Source organism: Mycobacterium sp., from assembly GCF_046095365.1.
GTDB lineage: Bacteria > Actinomycetota > Actinomycetes > Mycobacteriales > Mycobacteriaceae > Mycobacterium.
Genome location: NZ_JBJTJF010000022.1, coordinates 17235 through 40406, shown reverse-complemented (window position 1 = coordinate 40406; position 23172 = coordinate 17235). Strand labels below are relative to the sequence as shown.

Annotated in this window: 17 protein-coding genes and 1 pseudogene; 10 read left to right on the top strand and 8 right to left on the bottom strand. The window is 69.9% G+C overall.

The genetic code is table 11. From position 1 onward, the window contains the following. Together ACKOQ4_RS01840 and ACKOQ4_RS01835 are read left to right on the top strand one after the other, a co-directional pair. A pseudogene (locus ACKOQ4_RS01840) lies at positions 1-349 on the top strand (adenosine deaminase); the annotation flags it as partial. Positions 350-433: 84 nt separating this feature from the next. Next, entirely contained in the window at positions 434-937 is a 504-nt protein-coding gene (locus ACKOQ4_RS01835; protein ID WP_526288247.1) for a hypothetical protein, read from the top strand. 39 nt (positions 938-976) lie between these two features. On the opposite strand, the gene ACKOQ4_RS01830 is transcribed toward ACKOQ4_RS01835, so the two are convergent. Both ACKOQ4_RS01830 and ACKOQ4_RS01825 read right to left on the bottom strand, forming a co-directional pair. Continuing rightward, a complete protein-coding gene (locus ACKOQ4_RS01830) occupies positions 977-3403 on the bottom strand; it encodes a right-handed parallel beta-helix repeat-containing protein (RefSeq protein WP_526288245.1) in 2427 nt (808 codons plus the stop codon). 575 nt (positions 3404-3978) lie between these two features. Continuing rightward, the gene (locus tag ACKOQ4_RS01825) at positions 3979-5247 is read right to left on the bottom strand and encodes a SatS C-terminal domain-containing protein (protein ID WP_526288243.1); all 1269 of its coding nucleotides are present in this window, start codon (positions 5245-5247) and stop codon (positions 3979-3981) included. 33 nt (positions 5248-5280) lie between these two features. Between ACKOQ4_RS01825 and upp the strand changes: the two genes are divergently transcribed. Both upp and ACKOQ4_RS01815 read left to right on the top strand, forming a co-directional pair. After that, the gene (gene upp / locus ACKOQ4_RS01820; protein WP_526288241.1) at positions 5281-5904 is read left to right on the top strand and encodes a uracil phosphoribosyltransferase; all 624 of its coding nucleotides are present in this window, start codon (positions 5281-5283) and stop codon (positions 5902-5904) included. A 23-nt stretch (positions 5905-5927) separates the two neighbouring features. Then, positions 5928-7100 (top strand): amidohydrolase, encoded by a 1173-nt coding sequence (locus ACKOQ4_RS01815; RefSeq protein WP_526288239.1) that lies wholly within the window; start codon positions 5928-5930, stop codon positions 7098-7100. A 190-nt stretch (positions 7101-7290) separates the two neighbouring features. Here the strand turns inward: ACKOQ4_RS01815 and ACKOQ4_RS01810 are convergent, their stop codons facing one another. Then, complete coding sequence (locus ACKOQ4_RS01810; RefSeq protein WP_526288237.1) at positions 7291-7770, bottom strand: gamma-glutamylcyclotransferase family protein; 480 nt, start codon at positions 7768-7770, stop codon at positions 7291-7293. Positions 7771-7799: 29 nt separating this feature from the next. Here ACKOQ4_RS01810 and ACKOQ4_RS01805 point away from each other — a divergent pair, with 29 nt between their 5' ends. Genes ACKOQ4_RS01805 through ACKOQ4_RS01790 form a run of 4 tightly spaced genes read left to right on the top strand, consistent with a single transcriptional unit; the run spans position 7800 to position 12415 of the window. Next, on the top strand, positions 7800-9227 hold the full coding sequence (locus ACKOQ4_RS01805) for an NAD(P)H-quinone dehydrogenase (protein WP_526288235.1): 1428 nt from the start codon (positions 7800-7802) through the stop codon (positions 9225-9227). Between the two features lie 36 nt (positions 9228-9263). Continuing rightward, a complete protein-coding gene (locus ACKOQ4_RS01800) occupies positions 9264-11009 on the top strand; it encodes a glycerol-3-phosphate dehydrogenase/oxidase (protein WP_526288233.1) in 1746 nt (581 codons plus the stop codon). Next, positions 11006-11866, top strand: coding sequence for a pseudouridine synthase (locus ACKOQ4_RS01795; protein WP_526288231.1), 861 nt, complete (start codon positions 11006-11008; stop codon positions 11864-11866). Before ACKOQ4_RS01800 ends, ACKOQ4_RS01795 begins: the two co-directional genes overlap by 4 nt. A 15-nt stretch (positions 11867-11881) precedes the next feature. After that, complete coding sequence (locus ACKOQ4_RS01790) at positions 11882-12415, top strand: sulfatase (protein ID WP_526288229.1); 534 nt, start codon at positions 11882-11884, stop codon at positions 12413-12415. Here the strand turns inward: ACKOQ4_RS01790 and nei2 are convergent. Then, a complete protein-coding gene (nei2, locus tag ACKOQ4_RS01785) occupies positions 12384-13139 on the bottom strand; it encodes an endonuclease VIII Nei2 (RefSeq protein ID WP_526288227.1) in 756 nt (251 codons plus the stop codon). The genes ACKOQ4_RS01790 and nei2 overlap by 32 nt on opposite strands. Positions 13140-13145: 6 nt before the next feature. After that, complete coding sequence (locus ACKOQ4_RS01780; protein ID WP_526288253.1) at positions 13146-17561, bottom strand: DEAD/DEAH box helicase; 4416 nt, start codon at positions 17559-17561, stop codon at positions 13146-13148. 57 nt (positions 17562-17618) lie between these two features. Here ACKOQ4_RS01780 and ACKOQ4_RS01775 point away from each other — a divergent pair, with 57 nt between their 5' ends. Beyond that, positions 17619-19088: an HNH endonuclease signature motif containing protein gene (locus ACKOQ4_RS01775; RefSeq protein ID WP_526288225.1), complete on the top strand. Its 1470-nt coding sequence runs from the start codon at positions 17619-17621 to the stop codon at positions 19086-19088. 12 nt (positions 19089-19100) lie between these two features. Here the strand turns inward: ACKOQ4_RS01775 and ACKOQ4_RS01770 are convergent, their stop codons facing one another. The 3 genes from ACKOQ4_RS01770 to ACKOQ4_RS01760 are packed head-to-tail and all read right to left on the bottom strand — an operon-like array spanning position 19101 to position 22006. After that, entirely contained in the window at positions 19101-20366 is a 1266-nt protein-coding gene (locus ACKOQ4_RS01770) for a cytochrome P450 (protein ID WP_526288223.1), read from the bottom strand. A 24-nt stretch (positions 20367-20390) separates the two neighbouring features. Beyond that, positions 20391-21794: an NAD(P)/FAD-dependent oxidoreductase gene (locus ACKOQ4_RS01765; RefSeq protein ID WP_526288221.1), complete on the bottom strand. Its 1404-nt coding sequence runs from the start codon at positions 21792-21794 to the stop codon at positions 20391-20393. Then, on the bottom strand, positions 21791-22006 hold the full coding sequence (locus ACKOQ4_RS01760) for a ferredoxin (protein ID WP_526288219.1): 216 nt from the start codon (positions 22004-22006) through the stop codon (positions 21791-21793). The genes ACKOQ4_RS01765 and ACKOQ4_RS01760 overlap by 4 nt, the downstream gene beginning before the upstream one ends. 50 nt (positions 22007-22056) lie before the next feature. On the opposite strand from ACKOQ4_RS01760, the gene ACKOQ4_RS01755 reads away from it, so the two are divergent. After that, positions 22057-23166, top strand: coding sequence for an alpha/beta fold hydrolase (locus ACKOQ4_RS01755; RefSeq protein ID WP_526288251.1), 1110 nt, complete (start codon positions 22057-22059; stop codon positions 23164-23166). Positions 23167-23172 lie beyond the last annotated feature (6 nt).

Here is a 23172-nt window from a genome sequence, read left to right as displayed (position 1 = left end):
CGCGGGCCTGGGGCGGCTGGCCGCCATCGTGCGGGACAAACGGATTCCGCTGGAGATGTGCCCGAGTTCCAACGTGCAGACCGGAGCGGTGGCCAGCATCGAGAAGCACCCGTTCGACCTGTTGGCCCGGCTGCGCTTCCGCGTCACGGTCAATACCGACAACCGGCTGATGAGCGACACCACCATGAGCCGGGAGATGTTGCTTCTGGTGCAGGCCTTCGGCTACGGGTGGAGTGACCTGGAGCGCTTCACCATCAACGCGATGAAGTCGGCTTTCATCCATTTCGACCAGCGGCTGGCTATCATCGACGAGGTCGTCAAGCCGCGCTACGCGGTCCTCGTCGGCTAGCGCGCCGACGGCTTACGGGATTTGCAACGCCCGGACGGCTTCGCCTAAGTTCGCTGTTGACATTACGGATTCCAGGGGTTGGGTGTGGTTGCTGAGGACCTGCCGCAGGGGGCGTCGCACGAGGCCGTGCGGCAGGCCGCGGCCGATGAGCTGGCCGGCAAGTTCAAAGCCGTCGCCGATCGGCTCACCGCCAACGGTGCGCGGCCAAAGCGGGTCTCCTACGGCCGCGGCCGGGCGGGCAGCCTGCTCAAGCTCCGGTCGCCCAAGGGTTTCGTGCTCGACGCGGTGGCCCCGCAGCTGTTGTTGCCCGATGGCCGGCTCTGGCACTACCACTCCCGCGGAGTGGACGACGGTATCTACTACGACGCCAGCGTGGACCACCCCCGCTCCGGACACGGCTCGATCCCCCTGGGCGATGCGCGCTTCAGTTTCCTCGGGGCGGTCGTCGCGAAGTACAACTTCGGCTACCTGCACCGGGACGACCTCGATCAGGGCTACGAACTGGTCGCTCTTTCGGGCAAGACCGACCCGCCCAGTTGCGTGGCCGCCGACAAGGCGATCAGCGAGATAGTCGCCGGCCTCGGCTAGTGTGGCCGCGCGCTTCGGCGTCGGCGGCCGGGCGCCCGGCTAGGTGTCGAGGCCGAACGCGAGTGCCGTGTTCACATCACCGCGTGTGTTGTCGTTGCTGATGTTGGTGGCCAGTGTGGACCCTCGGCTCCATCCGGTTGCGAGAATGCCCCAGCCCTGATTGCGGGAGATGTCGTTGACCAGTGCCAGACCGTTACCGCCAATGGTGATTCCCCGGGCGCCGGAGAGTCGCACACCGGAGCTTCCGTTGTCGCTGATGGTTGATGACTGGGCGACGGAACCATCCATTCGTCCCGTCGCGCTGAGGCCGTACCAGCCGTTGTTCCTGATGATGTTGCCGATCAGGGGGCGGCCGATCTCGGTTCCGCTGCCGCCGACGAGGACGATGCCGGAGCGGGCATTGTCAGCGATTACGCTGCCCAGGATCTGCAGCTCTTGAGCGAACATCGCCGTCACGCCGTTGCCCCGGTTGGCGGCGATTTCATCGGCCAGTCGCCGCCCTTCGTCGGTTTCGGGTGGGCCGCCGATGGTGATCCTGGAAGTTCCCCTGATCAGGATTCCGCCGCGCTGGTTGGGAAGCTGCCAGGCATTGCCGATGGGAACCCCGATTCCGAGGCCGACTCGGGTGTCGAACACGGTGCTGTCGTGGGCGCCGCCCTGCAGAACGATCCCGTAGCCGCCGTTGCTGCCGACGTGGACGCTGAAATTGCTGTCGAACTGCTGGATCGAGGGGTTGAAGCCGCCGATCGCGATCTTGCTGGCGTTGCCGCCGATGACGATGCCGTTGCCGCGGTTGGGAAGTGCGCTGTTGATCTTGTAGTTCGTGCCGACGGCGGTGTCTTTGACCTCCGCGCCATGGGCGTCTTCGAGGAACTCGATCCCGTTGCCCCAGTTGCCGCCGATCAGCGAGGTGCGAATGACGTTCCAGGTCAGTGAGTCTTGGATGTCGAAGGCGGGGTTGCTCGAGGTGATTCGGATTCCACCCGCGTGGTTCGGGACGGGTGTCGGACCAAAAGCGGTCTGCCCGACGAAACTGTTGAACGAGAGGAATCCGCTTGCCGTGTCGGTGACTTCGATACCGTACCGGCCGTTGCCGGCCATCACGTTGCCCAGCGGTATCTCGCCGCCGACGAGGGTCCTGGCGGAACTGCCTTCGACCAGCACGCCGTCGCCGCGGTTGGGTACGGCGGTGGCGTTGTCAGAACCGGCACCGAAGAAGTTGGCCCACACGATCGTGTCGTTGGAATCGCTGATTCGCAGGCCGTTGCCCCGGTTGCCGGCGAGCACGTTGAAGAAGACGAACGGTTCCTGGGTGGCGGTCGTGCCGGCGAGGCGATTGAAGTCGGCGCCCACGATCGCAACACCGTCGCCCCGGTTTCCCAGCGGCGAGGTGCCCGATGCCGTGGTGCCGATGTAGTTGCCGCTCAGCGTATTGTCGGTGGCTTTCGCGTCTATGAGAACACCGTCGCCCCGGTTTCCGGAGATCAGGTTGCCCAGCGGGGGCCGGGCGAAAGTGCCCTGGGTCGGACTGTTGTTGTTGGTTGCGTCTCCGCCGATGAGGTTGCCGAATGCGGCATCGGTGATCTGAATTCCGTTACCGCGGTTGGCAAGTCGGCGTTGTCCGGTGGAGTCCGTGCCGATGTAGTTGGCCTGCACCACGTTGTAACCGGCTGCGGAGATGGTTATGCCGTTGCCGTAATTGCCGCTGATCACGTTTGACAGAACGAACGGACCGTCCTCGCCGGTCCCGATTTTGTTACCGGTCGCACCGGGCGCCAGCAGGATCCCGTCACCCCGGTTGCCTTCGACCGTGCGGCCGTCGCCCCACACCCCGACGTAGTTTCCGGTCAGCGTGGTATCCGAGGCCGCGATGGTGACGCCCGCGCCGGCCGCGTCGACGAGCGAAAGTGAGAGGATTTCGGAATTCGACGCGCCGGCAGCCAGTCTCAAACCGTCGGTGTTCTGGAAGTCGATGCGGACTATGGGGCTGTCCAAGAAGCGCGGCGCGGTGGTTCCGTCGATCTTGACGGTGTCGGTCACGGCCGGCAGGGACGAAGAGCCGACGCGGATCACGCCTGCGACGTCGAACCTGATGAGGTCGGCCCCGGGGGCGGCATTCGCGTCCAGAATCGCCTGCCGCAGCGATCCGGCGCCGGAATCCGAGAGCGTGCTGACGGCGAATACATTTTGACCCGGCAGGCTGGTGATGCTGGCGGCTGCAGCCCCGGGCTCAGCTTCCGACCAGTCGCGGCGTAGAAGGAAGAGCGCGCCGGTGGTGAAACCGGAAAACCGGTTCGTCGGGAGCCCGGCCAGCCAGTCCCGGATCGAATCCGCCGGACGGCCGACCGGGTGGGCCGACTGCGGTGCGGCAGTGGCGATCGCCGGCGCCGGCGCCGGTGCTGGCTGCTCTACGGCCGGCGCCGGTCCTGCTGCGGCCGCCGTGGCGGCCGCCGGAATCGCGACCACGACCGCTGCGGGGCCGGCTGTGGCCTTGGGTGGTGTGACGGCTTTGCTCGGTCGTGTTCTGACCCCGGCCGGGAGCCGGGGTGATGTCGCCACCGGTGTTACGCGGGCGACCGGCTTCGAGGCGGCCGGACCGGGTCTGGACCGGTGGCGGTTGGCCGCTGTTCCGGGCTCGGGCTGGCTTGTTCGGGCGGGACGGCTCCTTCGGGCGGCCTGACGAGGCACAGCAGAATCGGGCCCGGCCGACGATGTGGCGCCCGCAGTGTCGGTGCTGTCCGCCACGGCGACGGCCATCGTGTGGCCGTCGGTGAGCATCAAGCCGCCACAAGCGAGGAGCGCCGCCCCGAGAACTTTTCTTCTACCCGACACTTCCATCCCGATCTACGCCCCGGATTTGCGGAGAATCCTAGGTGAGCGAGCCGATAACTGGGCGCCGTTTCCCTCGAGCGCGATGTCGTCGTCGTCTTCGGCGCTATTCGCGCCTCAGCCGCGACTCTGGGGCGGATGTCGTCGCCGTCTTCGGCGCTATTCGCGCCTCAGCCGCGACTCTGGGGCGGATGTCGTCGCCGTCTTCGGCGCTATTCGCGCCTCAGCCGCGACTCCACGAACCGCTCGAGTTCCTCCCATTCGGCCACCGCCTGGGCGGGGGATCCGGCGGGCCGGGGCGCGGAATCGGGATCCTGCGTGTAAGCCACCAGCCGGCCCAGCGCGGAGTCCCCGGCGAGCAGACGGTCGACGGTGTCGTCCTCGGAGTAGTCCCCGACGTCGCGGACGAACTCCGCCGCCAGGGCCATCTGGTCGCGGTCCAGAGCGTCGGGGCCGTCGGCGATGTCGTCGACGAGTCCGCTGAGCACGTAGACGTTGTCGTCGGTGACGTCCACCCGCAGCGAGCCGTCGGTCGCCGCGGTGCGGATGTCCTCATAGGTCGCCAGGTCGGCCAGGTCGTGGTCATGCTCGTCGGCCAGGTAGCGCGCCAGCGCGCGCTCGGAGCCGAACACGCTGATCCGGCCGTTGCGGCCCAGGAAGATCGGCTTGTCGTCGAAGTAGCAGCGCAGCGTGTACAGCGTGCCGCCGCTGGTCATCACCCGCACCGGGTCGATCCCGACCTGTTCCCAGAACCGTGCGTCGCCGCCCAGGATCACCGGGGCGCCGGTGGCGCGCAGGGCGGCTGCCTCGCCGCCGTCCCCATCGGCATCACCGTGGTCGGCGAACGATTCCTCCGCCGCCAGTTCCTCGCCGTCGTCCTCGTAGGGCTCCTCGAGTTCGGCGGCGGCCTCGGCGGCGACCCGCCGGTCGACCTCCGGCGTCCTGATGATCTCGTCGATGGCCGCGATCACGCCGTCCCAGCCGCGAGTGAAGATCTCCCCGACCGTGCTCCACCGCTTGCGTCCGGCCCGTCCGGTGAACTGGTCGATCCCGCCGGCCACCAGGCCCAGGTTGGGGTTGCCGTTGAAGAACCGCGACACCGTCGGCAGCTCGCACACCGACCCGAGCGAGGACACCACGGCCAGCGTCCCGGCCAACGAATCGACCGACGCCTCGGTGGGTTTGTCGGCGAGCAGTTCCTCGGTGCCGACCAGGTCGGCGTGGCGGTCCTCGGCCGGCAGCAGCTTGTGGGCGTTGGCCTTGGCCAGCCGCTCCCAGGCCGGATGGTCGGCCAGGTCGTTGTCGGTGTCGGTACGAACGAACGCCACCAGGTCGGCCACCGACTCGAAGGCATAGAGGTCCTCGTCCCTGCCCAAGAACCCCTCCCACTCGTCGCCGTCGTCCCGCCAGCGGGGGGCCCAGAGGGTGTACAGGTCACCCGCGGAGACACTCAGTCGGATCGGTACCAGCTGTGCAGCCATGCCGGACAGCCTAACGACCTACAGTTTGTGCCCATGGACGTGCGTGTCGTCGACCACCCGCTGGCTGCCGCCCGGCTGACCACCCTGCGCGACGAACGCACCGGCAACGCCGCCTTCCGTGCGGCCCTGTGCGATCTGACTCACATGCTGGTCTACGAGGCCACCCGGGAGGCGCCCCGGGAGGCGGTCGGCGTGCGCACGCCGCTGGCCGACACCACCGGCGCCAGGCTTGCCAACCCGCCGCTGCTGGTGCCGGTGCTGCGGGCCGGCCTGGGGATGGTCGACCAGGCGCACGCCCTGATCCCGGAGGCCAGGGTGGGGTTCGTCGGCATCGCGCGCGACGAGGCCACCCACCAGCCGGTGCGGTACCTGGAGTCGCTGCCGGCCGACCTGGGCGCGGTGCCGGTCATCGTCCTCGATCCGATGCTGGCCACCGGCGGGTCGATGGTCGAGACCATCGGACTGCTGCAGAGCCGGGGCGCGGTCGACATCACCGTGGTCTGCGTGGTCTGCGCGCCGGAAGGTGTTGCCGCACTGGAAAAAGCCGCCCCGACAGCACGTCTTGTCACCGCCGCGGTCGACGACGGGCTCAACGCCGACGCCTACATCGTGCCCGGCCTGGGTGACGCCGGGGACCGCCAGTTCGGGCCGCGCTAGCGCCGCGGTGCGATACTGCCAGGATGCCCCTGGCCTACACCGCGGAGTCGTGGCTGGCCGCGCACTACGACGACCTCGTCGCCTGGCGCCGTCACATCCACCGCCACCCCGAGTTGGGCCGGCAGGAGTTCGCCACCACCCAGTACGTCGCCGACCGGCTCGTCGAGGCCGGGCTCAACCCGAAGGCACTGCCCGGCGGAACCGGTCTGACATGCGATTTCGGGCCCGAGTACGCACCACGCGTGGCGCTGCGCGCGGACATGGACGCGCTGCCCATGACCGAGCGGACCGGGGCGCCCTACTCCTCGACGGTCCCGGGTGTGGCCCACGCCTGCGGTCACGACGCCCACACCGCGATGCTGCTCGGCGCGGCCGCCGCGCTGGCGTCGGTGCCGGAGCTGCCGATCGCGGTGCGGCTGATCTTCCAGCCGGCCGAGGAGCTGATGCCGGGCGGGGCCATCGACGCGATCGAGGCCGGGGCGCTGGCGGGGGTGTCGCGAATCTTCGCGTTGCACTGCGATCCCCGGTTGGCGGTCGGCCGGGTAGCCATCACCGCGGGCCCGATCACCTCCGCGGCCGACTCGGTCGAGATCACCCTGCACTCGCCGGGCGGCCACACCTCTCGGCCGCACCTGACCTCCGATCTGGTCTACGGCATGGGCACCGTGATCACCGGGTTGCCCGGTGTGCTGTCGCGTCGCCTCGATCCACGGCACGACACCGTGATGGTGTGGGGTGCGGCGAACGCGGGTGTGGCGGCCAATGCGATCCCCCAGATCGGCACCCTGTCCGGCACCGTCCGCACCGCCAGCCGCGAAGCCTGGCTGGAGATGGAAGTCCTTGTCCGGGAAATAGTCTCGGGCCTGCTCGCCCCGCTGGGCATCGAGCACTCGCTGCAGTACCGCCGCGGTGTGCCGCCGGTTGTCAACGAGGAGCGCTCCACCCAGATCATGACCCACGCGATCGAGGCGGTCGGTCCCGACGTCCTCGCCGACACCCGGCAGTCCGGTGGCGGTGAGGACTTCTCCTGGTATCTGGAGGACGTGCCCGGCGCGATGGCCCGGCTCGGAGTCTGGGCCGGTGACGGTCCGGAACTGGATCTGCACCAGCCCAATTTCGACCTCGACGAGCGGGCCCTGGCGGTCGGGGTCCGGGTTCTGGTCAACATCGTCGAGCAGTCGGCGGTCTTCGGGTAAGGCTGCTGGTCACCGGCGGCGCGGGCCATCCGGGTAGCGCGTGCGCCAAAGTGCTTGTCGAACAAGGCCGCCCGGTTGTGGGCGCGGATTTCGCCGACGCCGGCGCCGAGGCCGACGCCGCGACGGCGGCCTACCGCCTGCCGCCCACCGGCCGAGCCGGGTCGGCGCCTGCGGCACCGCGGTCGCGCCGCTAGCCCGCCGGACCCGGGCCGATGTTGCGGGCCGGGCGGGTGCGCAGGTCGTGCACGTAGTCCGCGGGCGCCCCGGCCACTTCGGCGGCATCGGCCATCACCCCGAGATAGCGAGCCGACGGCAGCCCGCCCTCCCAGGCGTCCACCACGTACAGCCACGCCAGCACCGGATCGGTTGTGGTGTCGGAGGATTCGCGGTCGATGCGGCAGCGGATCTTCTTGTGCAGCCCGAGTTCCGAACCCTCCCAGCGGTCCAGGTTGGTCTCGTCGGCCGCGGTCATGTCGTAAAGGACGACGAACACGCTCGAGGCCACGTCCTCGACCAGGGTGGCCAGCGCACCCTCCCAGCCGATGTCCTCGCCGGCGAAGGTCAGCCGCCAGCCGTGCAGCCATCCGGTGCCCGCCATCGGGGAGTGCGGCGCCCGCTCGAGCATCTGCTCGGGGTCCATATTCGACCCGTAGGCGGCGTAGAGAGGCACGCTGCCAGCGTAGAGGTTACCTTTAGCGCGTGACTGCCCCCACGCCCAAGCGGATCGTCATCATCGGCGGGGGTCCGGCCGGTTACGAGGCGGCGCTGGTGGCCGCCGCGCGGGGCCGGGACGTCGTCGACGTCACCGTGGTGGACTCCGACGGGATCGGCGGAGCCTGTGTCCTCTACGACTGCGTGCCGTCCAAGACCTTCATCGCCTCCACCGGGGTGCGCACCGAACTGCGTCGCGCCTCCGGCCTCGGTTTCGGCATCGGCATCGACGACGCCAAGATCTCGCTGCCCCAGATCAACAACCGGGTGAAGACGCTGGCCCGCTCGCAGTCCGCCGACATCGGGGCGCAGCTGCTCAACCACGGGGTCACCGTGGTGGCCGGCCGCGCGGAGCTGACCGACGACGTCCCCGGCATGGCCCGCCACCGGGTCAAGGTCACCACCGGCGACGGCAAGACCGGCGTGCTCGAGGCCGACGTGGTCCTCATCGCGACCGGGGCCACCCCGCGGGTACTGCCCGGCGCGGCGCCCGACGGGGAGCGAATCCTCAACTGGCGTCAGCTCTACGACCTGCCCGACCTGCCCGGTCATCTGGTGATCGTCGGCTCGGGAGTGACCGGCGCGGAGTTCTGCAACGCCTACACCGAACTCGGCGTCGCCGTCACGGTGGTGGCCAGTCGCGATCAGATCCTGCCGCACGAGGACAGTGACGCCGCGGCGGTTCTGGAGGAGGTGTTCGCCGAACGCGGTGTGACACTGGTGAAGAACGCCCGGGCGGACTCGGTGGTGCGCACCGTCGACGGGGTCGCGGTGACCATGGCCGACGGTCGTGTCGTCGTGGGCAGTCACGCGCTGATGACCGTCGGCTCGGTGCCCAACACCGCCGGGCTGGGTCTGGAACGGGTGGGCGTCGAACTCTCACCCGGCGGTTACATCCCGGTCGACCGGGTGTCGCGCACCCCGGCGGCCGGGATCTACGCGGCCGGGGACTGCACCGGACTGATGCCGCTGGCGTCGGTGGCGGCCATGCAGGGCCGGATCGCGATGTACCACGCGCTGGGCGAGGGCGTGGCGCCGATCCGGCTGCGCACCGTGGCATCGGCGACCTTCACCCGGCCCGAGATCGGCGCGGTGGGGGTGCCGCAGAGCGCCATCGACAGCGGCGCCGTGCCGGCCCGCACGCTGATGCTTCCGCTGTCGTCGAACCCGCGGGCCAAGATGTCGCTGCTGCGACGGGGATTCGTCAAGATCTTCTGCCGGCCGGCCACCGGTGTGGTCATCGGCGGGGTGGTGGTGGCCCCGATCGCCTCCGAACTGATACTGCCCATCGCGCTGGCCGTTCAGAACCGCATCTCGGTGACCGACCTGGCCCAGACGCTGTCGGTCTACCCGTCGCTGTCGGGCTCGGTGGTGGAAGCCGCGCGAAGGCTGATGACCCATGATGATCTGGACTAACCTGTCGATACTCATCGGTAACTTCCAGGAGGGGCAGTGAACGACCCGATCCTTCGACCGGGCACCGGCCGCACTTTTCTCGGACCCGCGCAGCGCGCGGAGGCCTGGCAGCGGCTGGGCGCCGAGCAGTTCGACGTGGTGGTGATCGGCGGCGGCGTGGTCGGCGCCGGGGCTGCCCTCGACGCGGCGACCCGCGGCCTGAGCGTGGCGATGGTTGAGGCCCGCGACTTCGCCTCGGGCACCTCCAGCCGCAGTTCGAAGATGTTCCACGGCGGCCTGCGCTATCTGGAGCAGCTGGAGTTCGGACTGGTGCGCGAGGCCCTGCACGAGCGCGAGCTGTCGCTGTCGGTGCTGGCGCCGCACCTGGTCAAGCCGCTGCCGTTCCTGTTCCCGCTGACCCACCGGGTATGGGAGCGGCCCTACATCGCCGCCGGCATCTTCCTCTACGACCAGCTTGGCGGGGCCAAATCCGTTCCCGCCCAGAAGCATCTGACCAGATCGGCCGCGCTGCGACTGGCCCCCGGCCTCAAGCGCGGTGCGCTGATCGGCGGTATCCGCTACTACGACACCGTCGTCGACGACGCCCGCCACACCATGATGGTGGCCCGCACCGCCGCCCACTACGGCGCGGTGGTGCGCAACTCCACCCAGGTCGTCGCGCTGCTCACCGAGGGTGATCGGGTGGTCGGGGTGACGGTCCGGGACTCCGAGACCGGGGAAGTGACCGACGTGCGCGGCCACGTCGTCATCAACGCAACCGGGGTGTGGACCGACGAGATCCAGGCGCTGTCCAAGCAGCGCGGCCGGTTCCGGGTGCGGGCCTCCAAGGGCGTGCACATCGTGGTCCCCCGCGACCGCATCGTCAGCGAGGTGGCGATCATCCTGCGCACCGAGAAATCGGTGCTGTTCATCATCCCGTGGGGCACGCACTGGATCATCGGCACCACCGACACCGACTGGAACCTCGACCTGGCCCACCCGGCGGCCACCAAGGCCGACATCGACTACATCCTCGAGCACGTCAACACGGTGCTGGCCACCCCGCTGACCCACGACGACATCGACGGGGTGTACGCCGGGCTGCGGCCGCTGCTGGCCGGTGAGAGCGAAGAGACCTCCAAGCTCTCCCGCGAGCACGCGGTGGCCTCACCCACCCCCGGGCTGGTCGCCATCGCGGGCGGAAAGTACACCACCTACCGGGTGATGGGCGCCGACGCCGTCGACGCGGCCGCCGAGTTCGTTCCGGCGCGGGTGGCGCCCTCGGTCACCGAGAAGGTGCCGCTGCTCGGCGCCGACGGGTACTTCGCCCTGGTCAACCAGACCGACAGCGTGGGCGATCAGTACGGTCTGCACCCCTACCGGGTACGTCACCTGCTGGACCGGTACGGCTCGCTGATCGGCGAGGTGCTCGGGATGGCCGACGGGCACCCGGAGCTGCTCGAGCCGATCACCACCGCGCCGATCTATCTTCGGGTTGAGGCCGCCTACGCCGCGGCGGCCGAAGGCGCGCTGCACCTCGAGGACATCCTGACCCGGCGGATGCGGATCTCGATCGAGTACCCGCACCGCGGCGTGGACTGCGCGCGGGAGGTCGCCGAGATCGTGGCACCGATCCTGGGCTGGTCGCAGAACGACATCGACACCGAGGTCGACACCTACGTCGCCCGGGTGGAGGCCGAGGTCCGGTCGCAGACCCAGCCCGACGACGCCTCCGCCGACGCACTGCGCGCGGCGGCCCCCGAGGCGCGGGCGGAGATCCTCGAGCCGGTGCCGCTGACTTGAGCCGGCGGGCGCCGCTGCCGGTGCGCGACGGGCTCGGCCCGGCTCGGCTGCGGCTTCAGGGCGGCAACGTCGCCGAGGAGTTCGGCCGGCGGTTCGGTCCGCGGGCCGCGGCCAAGGTGCTGGCCGGCGAGGTGGTTCGCGCAGACGGTGCGGCGGTGGACGGCTCCACCGCGCTGCCGGCGGGGTCGGTGGTCTATCTGTATCGCGACCTGCCCGACGAGGTCGCGGTGCCGTTCGACGTCCCGCTGCTCTACCGCGACCGCAACATCGTCGTGGCCGACAAGCCGCACTTCCTGGCCACCATGCCGCGCGGCAGCCACGTCGCCCAGACCGCGGTGGTGCGGCTGCGCCGCGAGCTGGACCTGCCCGACCTCAGCCCCGCCCACCGGCTGGACCGGCTGACCGCCGGGGTGCTGCTGTTCACCGCGCGGCCCGAGGTGCGCGGGGCCTACCAGGGCATGTTCGCCAGGGGCGAGGTCTCCAAGACCTATCTCGCCCGGTCGTCCGGCCGGCCGGCGCTGTCGGACCCCGTGGTGGTGTCCAACCGGATCGTCAAACGACGCGGCAACCTGCAGGCGGAGGTCGAGTCGGGCGAGCCCAACGCCGTGACCAGGATCGAGCCCCTGGGTGGGGGGCGCTACCGGCTTACTCCGCGGACCGGGCGCACCCACCAGTTGCGGGTGCACATGGCAGGCCTGGGCCTGCCGATCGACAACGACCCCCTCTATCCCAGTGTCAATACCGTTGAGCCGGAGAACTTTTCGGCTCCCCTGCAGTTGGTCGCCGCGGAACTGTGCTTCACCGATCCGTTCAGTGGCGAGCGGCTGAGCTTCCGCAGCGCCCGGGGGATAGGGTGAGACTGAGGAGGACTTATGGACGACGACCATCAACTCGTTCTCATCGCCGCGTATCCGAGTCTGGAGACCGCGCAGACCGACTTCGACGAGGTGGAGCGCAGGCTCAAGCACGGCTTGGAGATGCGGGCGGCGGCGCTGGTGAGCAAGGACAACGCCGGTGAGCCGCACGTGGTGGAGGCCGCCAATCATCACGGGCGGTTCGCCTTCGGAGTGGGCGCCGGACTGGGCGTGCTGTTCGGACTGTTCGCACCGCCGCTGGCCCGGGCGCTGTTCGTCGGCGGGGCGACGGCCGGCGCCGTCGCGGCCTTCGCCGAGCACGAGTTGCGCACCAAGCTGCAGCACGAGGTCGGGGAGGCCCTGGCGGCCGGGACCGCCGTCATCCTGGCGGTGGTCTACCCGAACGGACGGGAGCCGATGGAACTGACGCTGGGCAATGCCAGTGCGTTCCGGGAACTGCGCCTGGACCGCTCGACGGTCAACGGCATCGAACGCTCGATCGCCGAGGTGATGAGCGACGTCACGACTGGCAAGACGGACACCAGTAGCTGACCCGCTCGCCGCTGTGCTCGGCGCGCAGGACGCGGGTGCCGCACCGGCGGCAGGGCTGACCGCCGCGTCCGTAGACCCACAGCTGCTCGCCGGCCCTGGTGTTGCCGGTGGTGGTGCGTGACCGGCGTAACCGGTTGGCCCACAGCACTTCCCGGGCTCTGCTGACCAGGCGCAGCGGATCGGCCAGGCTGTCCACGGCGCTGGTCGGCAGCCGGCCGAACAGGAAACACAACTCGTTGCAGTACACGTTGCCGACCCCGGCCATCACCCGCTGGTCGAGCAGGGCGGCGCCGATCTGCCGGCCGGGTTCGGCGACGAGGTTGGCGGCCGCCCGCTCCGCGTCCCAGTCCGGGCCGAGCAGATCCGGGCCGAGGTGCGCGACGGCGTCCATGTCGTGTTCGCGGTCCAGGATCTCCAGCACCCCCAGGTCGACACCGGCGGCGGTGACCCCGCCCGCGGCCAGCAGGATCCGGATCTTGTGCGCCGGAACTCCCCGTGAGGTCAGCCGCCAGCTGCCGTCCATCTTCAGGTGCGAGTGCACGCTGGCCGGTCCGACCCGGATGAACAGGTGCTTGCCGCGGGAGAGCACCTCGTCCACCCGGTGCCCGGTCAGATCCACGGTCGCGTAGCGCGGAACCCGGACGTCGCAGCGGGTCACGGTCCGGCCCGTCAGCGCCTCGCCGAGTGCGGCCGCGGTGCGGAAGACGGTGTCGCCCTCGGGCATCGGCGCCTACCGCAACCGCAGGCCGCGGGGGGTGCGGGCGAAGCCGGCGGCCAGCAGCGCCGCGGAGGTGTCGCCGGCGGACTCCAGCACCGGCACCCCGTCGATCTTCTCCACCACGATGCCGCCGATCAGGCCGCCGGCCACCATCCCGGCCAGCGCGCCGGCGGCGGCCTGCTGGGCGTCGGGATCGGCGCCGAAGGTCAGCAGGGAGCGTCCGCCCCGCTCGAGGAACCAGACCAGTTCGCCGTCGACCAGGGCCACCAGCGCACCCGCCTTGCGGCCGGGCCGGTGACCGTGCGGGCCGCCGGCCGGCCAGGGCAGCGCCGCGCCGTAGGGGTTGGCCGGGTCGGCCGCGGCCAGAACGACGGCCTCCAGCGCGCGCTCGCCGTCGAGGGCCTCGGCGTAGCCCCGCAACCGGTCCACGGTGGCCGCCGTCGCGAACTGGGCGCCGCCGAGCGACTCGACGAAGTAGCCGCGCTGGCAGCGACCCGCCTCCTCGAGCGCACTGAGCACTTTGTAGAGGGTGGCGAAGCCGCCCGGAACGTCCAGGGCGGCAACCGCGTTGCGGGTCAGCACCCCGTAGCGGTTCATCAGCAGTTCGGCGGTGAAGTGCGCCCGCAGCGTGGAGTCCGGCTCGCGGGCCGGCAGCGCCGCCCAGCGGCCGGCCACCGCCGGATCGGAGGGCCGGGTCTGGGCGTGCGCGACCGAGTACCGGCTGAGCCGGGGGGCCCGCCGGTGCCGGTGCGCCGCGGTCGCGGGGCGGCGGGTGCCGGGCCGGCGGCCCCCGGTGAGCAGGGCGCGCACCGGGGCGAAGGTGTCCCCGCTGACCCAGCCGGCCCAGACCAGTTCCCACAGAGCGGATTTGGCGGCTTCCTCGGCGACGTCGGAGCCGAACTGGCGGAAGAAGAACGCCCCGCGGGAGTCGCCCGGCGCACCGAGGACGTCGAGGATCCTCCGGTGGGTGTCGGTGAGGTCGAGGTGCGCCGGGTCGGCCAGCGTCAACCCGACGGTGTCGGCGGGATGAAACGCCACCCAGCCGTCACTGCCGGAGATCGCGCCGGCGCCCGACCACACCACCTCGCCGGAGGCCAGCAGCTCGTCGAGCATGGCGGGGGAGTAGCCGCGGACCCGCGGGGTGAAGATCAGCGGCTCGACCGCCGAGGCCGGCAGCGGGGTCCCGGCCAGCTGGTCGATGACCGCGGCCAGACCGTCGGTGCCCGAGGTGCCCCCGATGAGCTGCCAGGCGGGCAGGAACCGGGCATAGGCGCGGGTGCCGACCGGCTCGACCTGGGCGCGCAGGGCGGCCAGCGAGCGCCGTCGCAGGATCCGCAGGACTTCGGCGTCGCACCACTGGTCGGTGTTGGTGAAGTCGCCGCGAATCAGCCTGCCTTCCTGGGCCATCCGGCTCAGCGCGTCGGCGGCGACCCGCAGTCCCAATCCGAACCGGCCTGCCGCCTCGGCGGTGCTGAACGGGCCGCGGGTGCGGGCGTACCGGCCGAGCAGCTCACCGAGCGGGTCGGGCACCGATGCGGTGAAATCGGCCGGGACCCCGACCGGCACCGCAACCCCGACGGCGTCCCGCAGCCGGCCGATGTCCTCGACGGCGACCCACCAGGTCCGCTCGGCGTAGGAGACCGGCAGTGCCCGCTTGGCGGCCTGAAGACCGTCCAGCCACGCTCCGACGGCGGATGTGGTTGCGCGCTCGGTGATCTCGGCTTCGGTCAGCGGTCCCAGCAGCCGGAGCAGATCGGCCACGGCTTCGGCGTCGCGGGCCCGGCGGTCGGCCGCCAGGTGCTGCAGCTGTCTTTCGGTGGTGGACACCACCTCGGGGTCGAGCAGTTCGCGAAGTTCCACCCGGCCCAGCAGTTCGGCCAGCAGCGCGGTGTCCAGCGACAGTGCAGCCGCCCGGCGCTCGGCCAGCGGGCTGTCGCCCTCGTAGATGAACGCCCCGACGTAGCCGAACATCACCGACGCCGCGAAGGGTGACGGGGTGGAGGTCTCGACCTCCAGCAGCCGGACCCTGCGCTGGGCGATGCGGGTCATCAGATCGGTGAGCCTCGGCACGTCGTAGACGTCCTGGAGGCACTCCCGGACCGTCTCCAGGACGATCGGGAACTCCGGGTATTTCCTCGCCACGTCGAGCAGTTGGGCGGCGCGCTGGCGCTGGTGCCACAGCGGGGAGCGCTTGCCGGGATGCCGGCGCGGCAGCAACAGGGCGCGCGCCGCGCACTCCCGGAACCGGGCGGCGAACAACGCCGACCCGCCGACCTCGGCGGTGACCAGTGGCTCGACCTCGTCGGGGTCGAAGACGAACAGTTCCGCCCCGGGCGGGGCCTCCCCGGTGTCGGGCAGCCGCACCACGATTCCGTCGTCGCCGGCGGTGGGCTTCTCGTCGACGCCGTAGCGCTCCGCGAGCCGGCGGCCGACCGCCAGTGCCAGCGGGCCGTGCACCTTCAGGCCGTAGGGCGAGTGCAGGATCACCCGCCAGTCGCCCAGTTCGTCGCGGAAGCGTTCCACCACCAGCACGCTGTCGCTGGGCACCGTCGTGGTGGCCGCACGCTGGTCGTCGATCAGCCGCCATAGGTTCTCGGTGGCATTGGTGTCGAAACCGATGTGCGCGCAGCGCTGCTGGAAGGTCTTCTGGTCCAGGCCGGCGAGCTCGGCGGTGAAGCGCCCGATCGCCTCGCCCAGTTCGGCGGGCCGGCCGGCGTCGTCGCCGCGCCAGAACGGCAGCCGCGCGGGCTGACCCGGCGCGGGCACCACCAGCACCCGGTCGTGGGTGATCTCGGTAATCCGCCAACTGGTGGCGCCGAGGGCGATGACGTCGCCGGGGCGCGACTCGTAGACCATCTCCTCGTCGAGTTCACCCACCCGGGAGGGCTTCTCGGTCTCGCTGGCCAGGTACACGGCGAACAGTCCGCGGTCGGGAATCGCACCGCCGGAGGTCACCGCCAGCCGCTGCGCGCCGGGCCGGGCCGTCAGCGTGCCGCTGTCGCGGTCGTAGACCAGCCGGGGCCGCAACTCGGCGAAGTCGGTGGACGGGTACTTGCCGGAGAGCAGGTCCAGGGTGGCCTCGAAGGCGCTGCGCGGCAGCGCGGCGAACGACGCGCTGCGGCGCACGGTGTCGAACCAGACCTCGGCGCTCAGTGGCTCGAGGGCGCACGCGGCGACGGTGTGCTGGGCCAGCACGTCCAGCGGGTTGGCCGGAACCGACATGGTCTCGATCGCGCCGTCGCGCATGCGCTGCACGCTCACCGCGCAGCCGATCAGGTCGGTGCGGTGCTTGGGCAGCAGCACACCCCGGGAGATCTCGCCGACCTGGTGGCCGGCCCGGCCGACCCGCTGCAGCCCGCTGGCCACCGAAGGCGGCGCCTCCACCTGGATCACCAGGTCCACCGACCCCATGTCGATGCCCAACTCCAGGCTCGAGGTGGCGACGACGGCTCGCAGCCGTCCGCGCTTGAGGTCGTCCTCGACGACGGCCCGCTGCTCCTTGGACATCGAGCCGTGGTGGGTGCGGGCCAGCTGCTCCTCGGTGCCGGTCCGTTCGGCGTGGATCTCGTTGATCCGCGAACTGATCCGCTCGGCCAGCCGCCGGGAGTTGGCGAACACGATGGTGGAGGTGTGCTCTTCGACGAGGGCGACGATGCGCGCCTCGACGTCGGGCCAGATGGTGTTGTTCTCCAGGTTCGTCATATCCGCCACCGGCACCTGGACTGCCAGCTCGAAGGTCTTCGCCGCCGGCGGGGAGACGATGCGCGCCGGCCTGTCCCCGGTGAGGAATCGCGCCACCTCCTCGGGCGGGCGCACGGTTGCCGACAGCCCGATCCGCTGGGCCGGCTCGCTCAACAGAGAATCGAGTCGCTCGAGCGAAAGGGCCAGGTGCGCACCGCGTTTGGTGCCGGCGACGGCGTGCACCTCGTCGATGATCACCGTCTCGACACCGGCCAGGGTGTCGCGGGCCGCCGAGGTGAGCATCAGGAACAGCGACTCGGGTGTGGTGATCAGGATGTCGGGCGGGTGGGTGATCAGTTCGCGCCGGCGGGATGGCGTGGTGTCCCCGGAGCGCACCCCGACGGTGATCCTCGGCGCGGGCCGGCCTTCCTGCTCGGCGATCCGGGCGATTCCGGCCAGCGGAGTGCGCAGGTTGCGTTCGACGTCGATGGCCAGCGCCTTCAGCGGTGAGATGTAGAGCACCCGCGTTCCGGGTCCCGGCTCGGTGGCCAACCGGTCGATGGCCCACAGGAATGCCGCCAGGGTCTTGCCGGAACCGGTCGGCGCGATCACCAGCGTGTGGTCGCCGTCGGCGATCGCTTTCCACGCCTGCGCCTGCGCCGCCGTCGGCGCGGGGAAGGTACCGCCGAACCAGCGCCGGGTCAGCGGCGAGAACCGGTCCAACGGGTCGGGGGTCACGCTCTCCAGAGTGCCAGTCACGCGATGAGTCCGGACTTGTCACCCCCTCGGGATACTATCGAACACATGTTCGACAATGGGTGGCGGTCAGCGAGCGATGCGGCCGTTGTCGAGGCAATCGCCGATCTGGCCCGCCAGGAAGCCAGGATTGCGGCCAGGCGCGTCGCGGCGATCGGCGAGTTGGTTCGCCGGCGCTGCGGCGATGACGAGCAGGCTTACTGGGCCTGCGATGACTGGGATGCGACGGCTGCCGAGATCGGCGCGGCGCTGCAGATCAGCCGCGGACGCGCCTCCGGGGAAATGCATCTGAGCCTGTCGCTTCGTGATCGCCTGCCGCGCGTTGCGGGCTTGTTCAGGGACGGCCTGATCAGCCAGCGGGTGTGCGCGGCGATCGTTGACCGCACCGACCTCATCCAGGACCGGGATGCACTCGACCTCATCGATGCCGCCGTCGCCGAACACGCGCGGTCATGGGGCGCGCTCTCGGCCTACAAACTCGAAAAGGCCATCGACGCCTGGGTTTACCAGATCGACCCCGGCGCACTTCACCAGACGAGGTCGAGGGCTCGGGACCGCGACGTCCAGTTCGGCGCCCGCGAGGACGCCCCGGGGTCGACATCGGTGCGGGGTCGTCTCTACGCCACCGATGCCGCGCTACTGGATCGCCGCCTGATGCAGATGGCTCGGGGTGTCTGCGAAGACGACCCGCGTACCACCGGCCAACGCCGCGCCGATGCGCTCGGAGCGCTGGCCGCCGGCGCGGACCGGTTGGCCTGCCAGTGCGGATCGTCAGTCTGCCCGGCCGCCGCGGATGACGGCCGCGCCACCGGTGTCGTCATTCACGTGGTCACCGATGCCGCGATCGACACGATTGCATCCGACCCGGCCATGTCCGGCGACGGCGTCGACTCCGATGACTCCCGTGACGGTTCGCCGGCGAAGAGGTCGACGGCGACGTTGACCGGTCGTGGCGGGATGGTTCCGACCCCGGTGATCGCCGAACTCATCCGCGGCGGTGCCAGAGTGCGGCACGTCCGCCGACCCTCCGAACAGCCGGAGCCGGGTTACCGGCCGTCAGCCGCGCTGGAGGAGTTCGTCCGATTCCGCGACCTCACGTGTCGGTTCCCTAACTGCGATGTGCCCGCCGAGTTGTGCGACGTCGACCACACCGTCCCCTGGCCGTTCGGCCCGACCCACCCCTCCAATCTCAAGTGCATGTGCCGAAAAGACCACCTGCTCAAGACGTTCTGGGATGGCTGGTCGGACCTTCAGTTCCCGGACGGCACGGTCGAGTGGACATCGCCGACCGGCAAGACCTACCTGACGCATCCGGGAAGCCGGGTGCTCTTCCCGCGATGGAACATCGTCACGAGCCCGCTACCGCCACCAGTACCGGTCGACCCGATGCGGGCGCGAACGCTGATGATGCCGGCCCGAAGACGCACACGCGCCCAGAACCGGGTCGCCTATGTCAAACGAGAACGGGCACTCAACGACGTTCTCGTCGCCGAACGCGGGAAACCGCCGCCGTTCTGAATGATCGGCGCGTCAGTCCACGATCTCGTCGAAGTCGATCGACAGGTGCAGCGGTCCCCGGAACACCTGGTTGCGCCGGTACGGCGGCGGATCGACGACAAGCCTCGGGCCGCGAACCCGGCGGAGGAACACTTCCAGCGCGGCGTTGACTTCGAGTCGCGCCAACGGGCCGCCGAAGCAGACGTGGATTCCGCTGCCCCAGCCGAGGTGCTCCCGGTTCTGGCGATGCAGGTCGAACCGATCCGGATCGGGGAACCGGCGCGGATCGCGGTTCGCCGCGCCGTACATCAGATGCACCGCCGATCCGGCCTTGATCGTCGTGCCCGCGATTTCGATGTCCGTGGTGGCACTGAAGGACGGGAAGAACTGCACCGCCGACTGAAGCCGTTGCACCTCCTCGATCATTCTGGGGATCAGTTCGGGGTTGCCCGCCAGCAATTCCCACGAACCGGGATTCCGCAGCAGCGTCAGCACGCAGTGGCTCATCGTGTTGACCGTCGAGTCGTGACCGGCGAAGAACAGCAGCATCGCATTGGGCACGACCTCCTCGACCGACATCGGGCCGTCGGGACCATCGGTGTCGTGCAGGATCGCCGAGATCAGGCCGGGGCCGGGCTGGCGGGCATAGCCATCGGCCAGTTCGTCGAGATAGGCCTTGAACTTGCCCAGGCCGGCGGCGGATCTGGCCGCCCTCTCGCGGCCGTCCTCGGTGTGGGCCTCCGGCCCGAGGTCGGCGCCATCCATGAAGTCGAAGATCCAGGGGTGGAGCGTCGGAACGTCCTTCACCGGCACACCGAGGATCTTGCAGGCCACCGAAACCGGGATGGGGTAGGCGAAATCGTCGACCACATCCATTCGACCCCCGCCGCGGGCCTTGACCGTGTCGAGCAGGTCGTTGGCCATGTCCACGACGTAGGGCTCCATGCTGGGAATCAGGTCGGGTGTGTGCGGCGGCCCGAAGTGCCGCATGCACTGGCGGCGCATCCGGTCGTGGATGGCGGGGTCGGTGCCGATGAAGCTCGAAGGAGGCGCATAGCCGTCCGTGGCCTGGATCTGGGCATCGGGCTTCTCGCCGAACAGTCCCGACGGACTGCGGGAGGTGTCGGAGCTGATCCGCGGGTCGTGCGTCAGCGCGACCACCTCGTCGTATCCCGTCACGGCGTAGGTCTTCTCGGAGACCTTGGCGACCGGCGTCTTGCGCAGTTCGGCGAAGAAGGGGTAGGGGTTCGGGCGGTTTTCGAACTTCATCGCCTCGGCCCAGGCGGTTGCGGCGTCCATCGGTTCTCCTGCTGACGGTTCGGGCTAGTTGCCGCGTGGCCGGAATTCGGCGTGGCGGTCGGTCGGGTCGTGCCCGGTCAGCACGACGTCGGGGTTGCCGGCGGGCTCCCGCGGATCGGGGAACCGGGCCGGCATCACCTCGTGGTTGACCGGCTGGTCGAAGCCGGGCGGCGGCGGCGGGAACGGCCCGGAGCGCTCGATCAACTCCGCGTAGTAGGGCAGCCACTTGCCGTGGTTGAACGTCACCGCCCCGACGATGCGGCCGTTCTTGCCGTACGCGGCGGCGAACCGGCGCTCGTCCGGAGAGCCCTGGGTGAAGACGATCTCGTCGCCGAACGAACACACCCCGACGCTTTTGATGTTGACCCCGAACTGGGCGGACCAGAACGACGGCAGCGGCAGGTGCGGGCGGCGGCCCACCTCGAGGTTGAGCATGTTGTTCGCCGCCACCTCCGCGCCGAAAACCGCGTTGTCCCAATGCTCGAGAGCCAGGAACTCATAGCCGTAGAGCACGTGCGGAGCGCGCGCCACGTCGCCGGCGACGAAGATGTGGTCGGTCACCACACCGTTGATGTCGAAGGCGCGGCAGCCGGCGTCGCAGCCCACCCCCCACTGTCCCGCGGCCAGGCCCGAGCCGGCCAGCCACTCCACATTGCGGACGGAGCCCTGCGACGGGATGACCACGTCGACGTCGAGGACGGTGCCGTCCGACAGCGTCGCTGAGCGCACGTGTCCGGACTCGTCGCCGTGAAGGGATTTCACCGATACCCCGGTGCGCAGGTCGACCCCCGCGTCGCGCATCATCTGCGCGGAGATATCGCTGATCACCCCGCCCAGGGCGCCCTTGAGCGGGCCGCTGCCGCGCTCTGTCACCGTGACCGGCAGGTCGAGTTCGCGGCACACCGAGGCGATCTCCGAGCCGACGAAACCGGACCCGATGATCAGCACCCGTCGTGGCTTGGCCTTGAACGCCGCGGACAGTCCCGCGGCGTCCTCCACCGTCCGAACGGTGAAGACGCCCTGCAGCGCGGCTTCCTCCGGATTCGACCATGGCCTGGCCCGGGTGCCGGTGGCGATCAGCAGCCTGTCGTAGCCGATCTCCTCGCCGTTGCCCAGCTTCACCACGTGGTTGATCCGGTCAAGCGCGACCGCCGCAACGCCCAGCTTCCAGTCGGCGTCGACCCGGCGCAGCCGCGGCAGCTTGGTGTGGTCGGCGGGTACCCAGCCCTTGAGGACCGCCTTGGACAGCGGCGGCCGGTCATACGGTTCGTGCGGCTCATCGCCGATGATCGTCAGCGATCCCTCGAAACCCATCTCGCGCAGCGCTTCCGCTGCGCGCAGGCCGGCCAGGGATGCGCCGACGATGACGATTCGGCCCTGCGCCCGGAACTTCGCGAGGATCTCGTCGAACGAGTAGAAACCACTCACAGGGTTGTCCGGTCGGCCGGTGGATCCAGCTCGAGAATGATCGCCTGCACCGGGCAGGAGGCCACCGCCCGCAGCACGTGCCGGCGCTGTGATTCATCCGGGTTGGGGTCGTAGGCCAGAGCCTCCTCGCCGTTGAGTTTGAGCACCTCCGGCGCCAACGGCACGCATTGGGCATAACCCTGACACTTGTTGAGATCGACAACTAGTCGCATGGGCACTGAGAGTAGTAGCGCGCGTGGCAACATTGGCGGGCATGACAGACATTCGTCCGTTCCGCATCGCCGTGCCCGACGAGGAAGTCGCCGACCTGCGCGATCGCCTGAGCCGGACCCGCTGGCCGGACCGCGAGTGCGTGTCGGACTGGAGCCAGGGCGTTCCGCTGGACTACGTGCGGGATTTGGCGGCCTACTGGGCCGGCGACTACGACTGGCGGGTCCGCGAGGCCCGGCTCAATGTCTTCGAGCAGTTCGTCACCGAGATCGACGGCGTGGACATCCATTTCATCCACCAGCGCAGCACCGACCCGGATGCGTTCCCGCTACTGATCACTCACGGCTGGCCGGGCTCGATCGTGGAGTTCGCCAAGGTGATCGGGCCGCTCAATCGGGACTACCACGTGGTGTGCCCGTCGCTGCCCGGATTCGGATTCTCCGGCAAGCCGACGGCCGCCGGATGGACGGTCGAGCGGGTCGCGCTGGCCTGGGATATCCTGATGAAGCGGCTGGGCTACGACCGATACGGCGCCCAGGGCGGCGACTGGGGTGCGGCGGTCACCACCCAGATCGGCCGGAATGCTCAGGGCTGCATCGCCATCCACATCAATATGCCGATCGCGGCGCCTGTCGGCGACTTGAGCGATCCGTCCCCGGAGGAGCTCGAGGCGCTGGCGGCGCTGGACCACTACCAGCGCTGGGAGGCCGGCTATTCCAAACAGCAGGCCACCCGTCCGCAGACGATCGGTTACGGGCTGGCCGACTCGCCCGCGGGTCAGCTGGCGTGGATCGTGGAGAAGCTGTACGCGTGGAGCGACTGTGACGGGCACCCGGAGAACATCTTCAGCCGCGACGAGATGCTCGACGACGTGATGATGTACTGGGCGACCAACTCCGGCGCCTCTTCGGCGCGGCTGTACTGGGAGAGCTTCGGCGCGTTCGGCGGTGGCGGGAAGGTCGAGCTGCCGACGGGGGTCGCCCACTTTCCGAAGGAGATCGTCAAGGCTCCGCGCAGTTGGTGCGAGTCGGCTTACAACATCACCCACTGGACCGACATGCCGCGGGGAGGTCACTTCGCCGCCTTCGAGCAGCCGGAGCTGTTCGTCGAGGACGTGCGGACCTTCTTCAACGGGGTTCGCCGCGGCGGGAACGCGGTCTAGCATCGG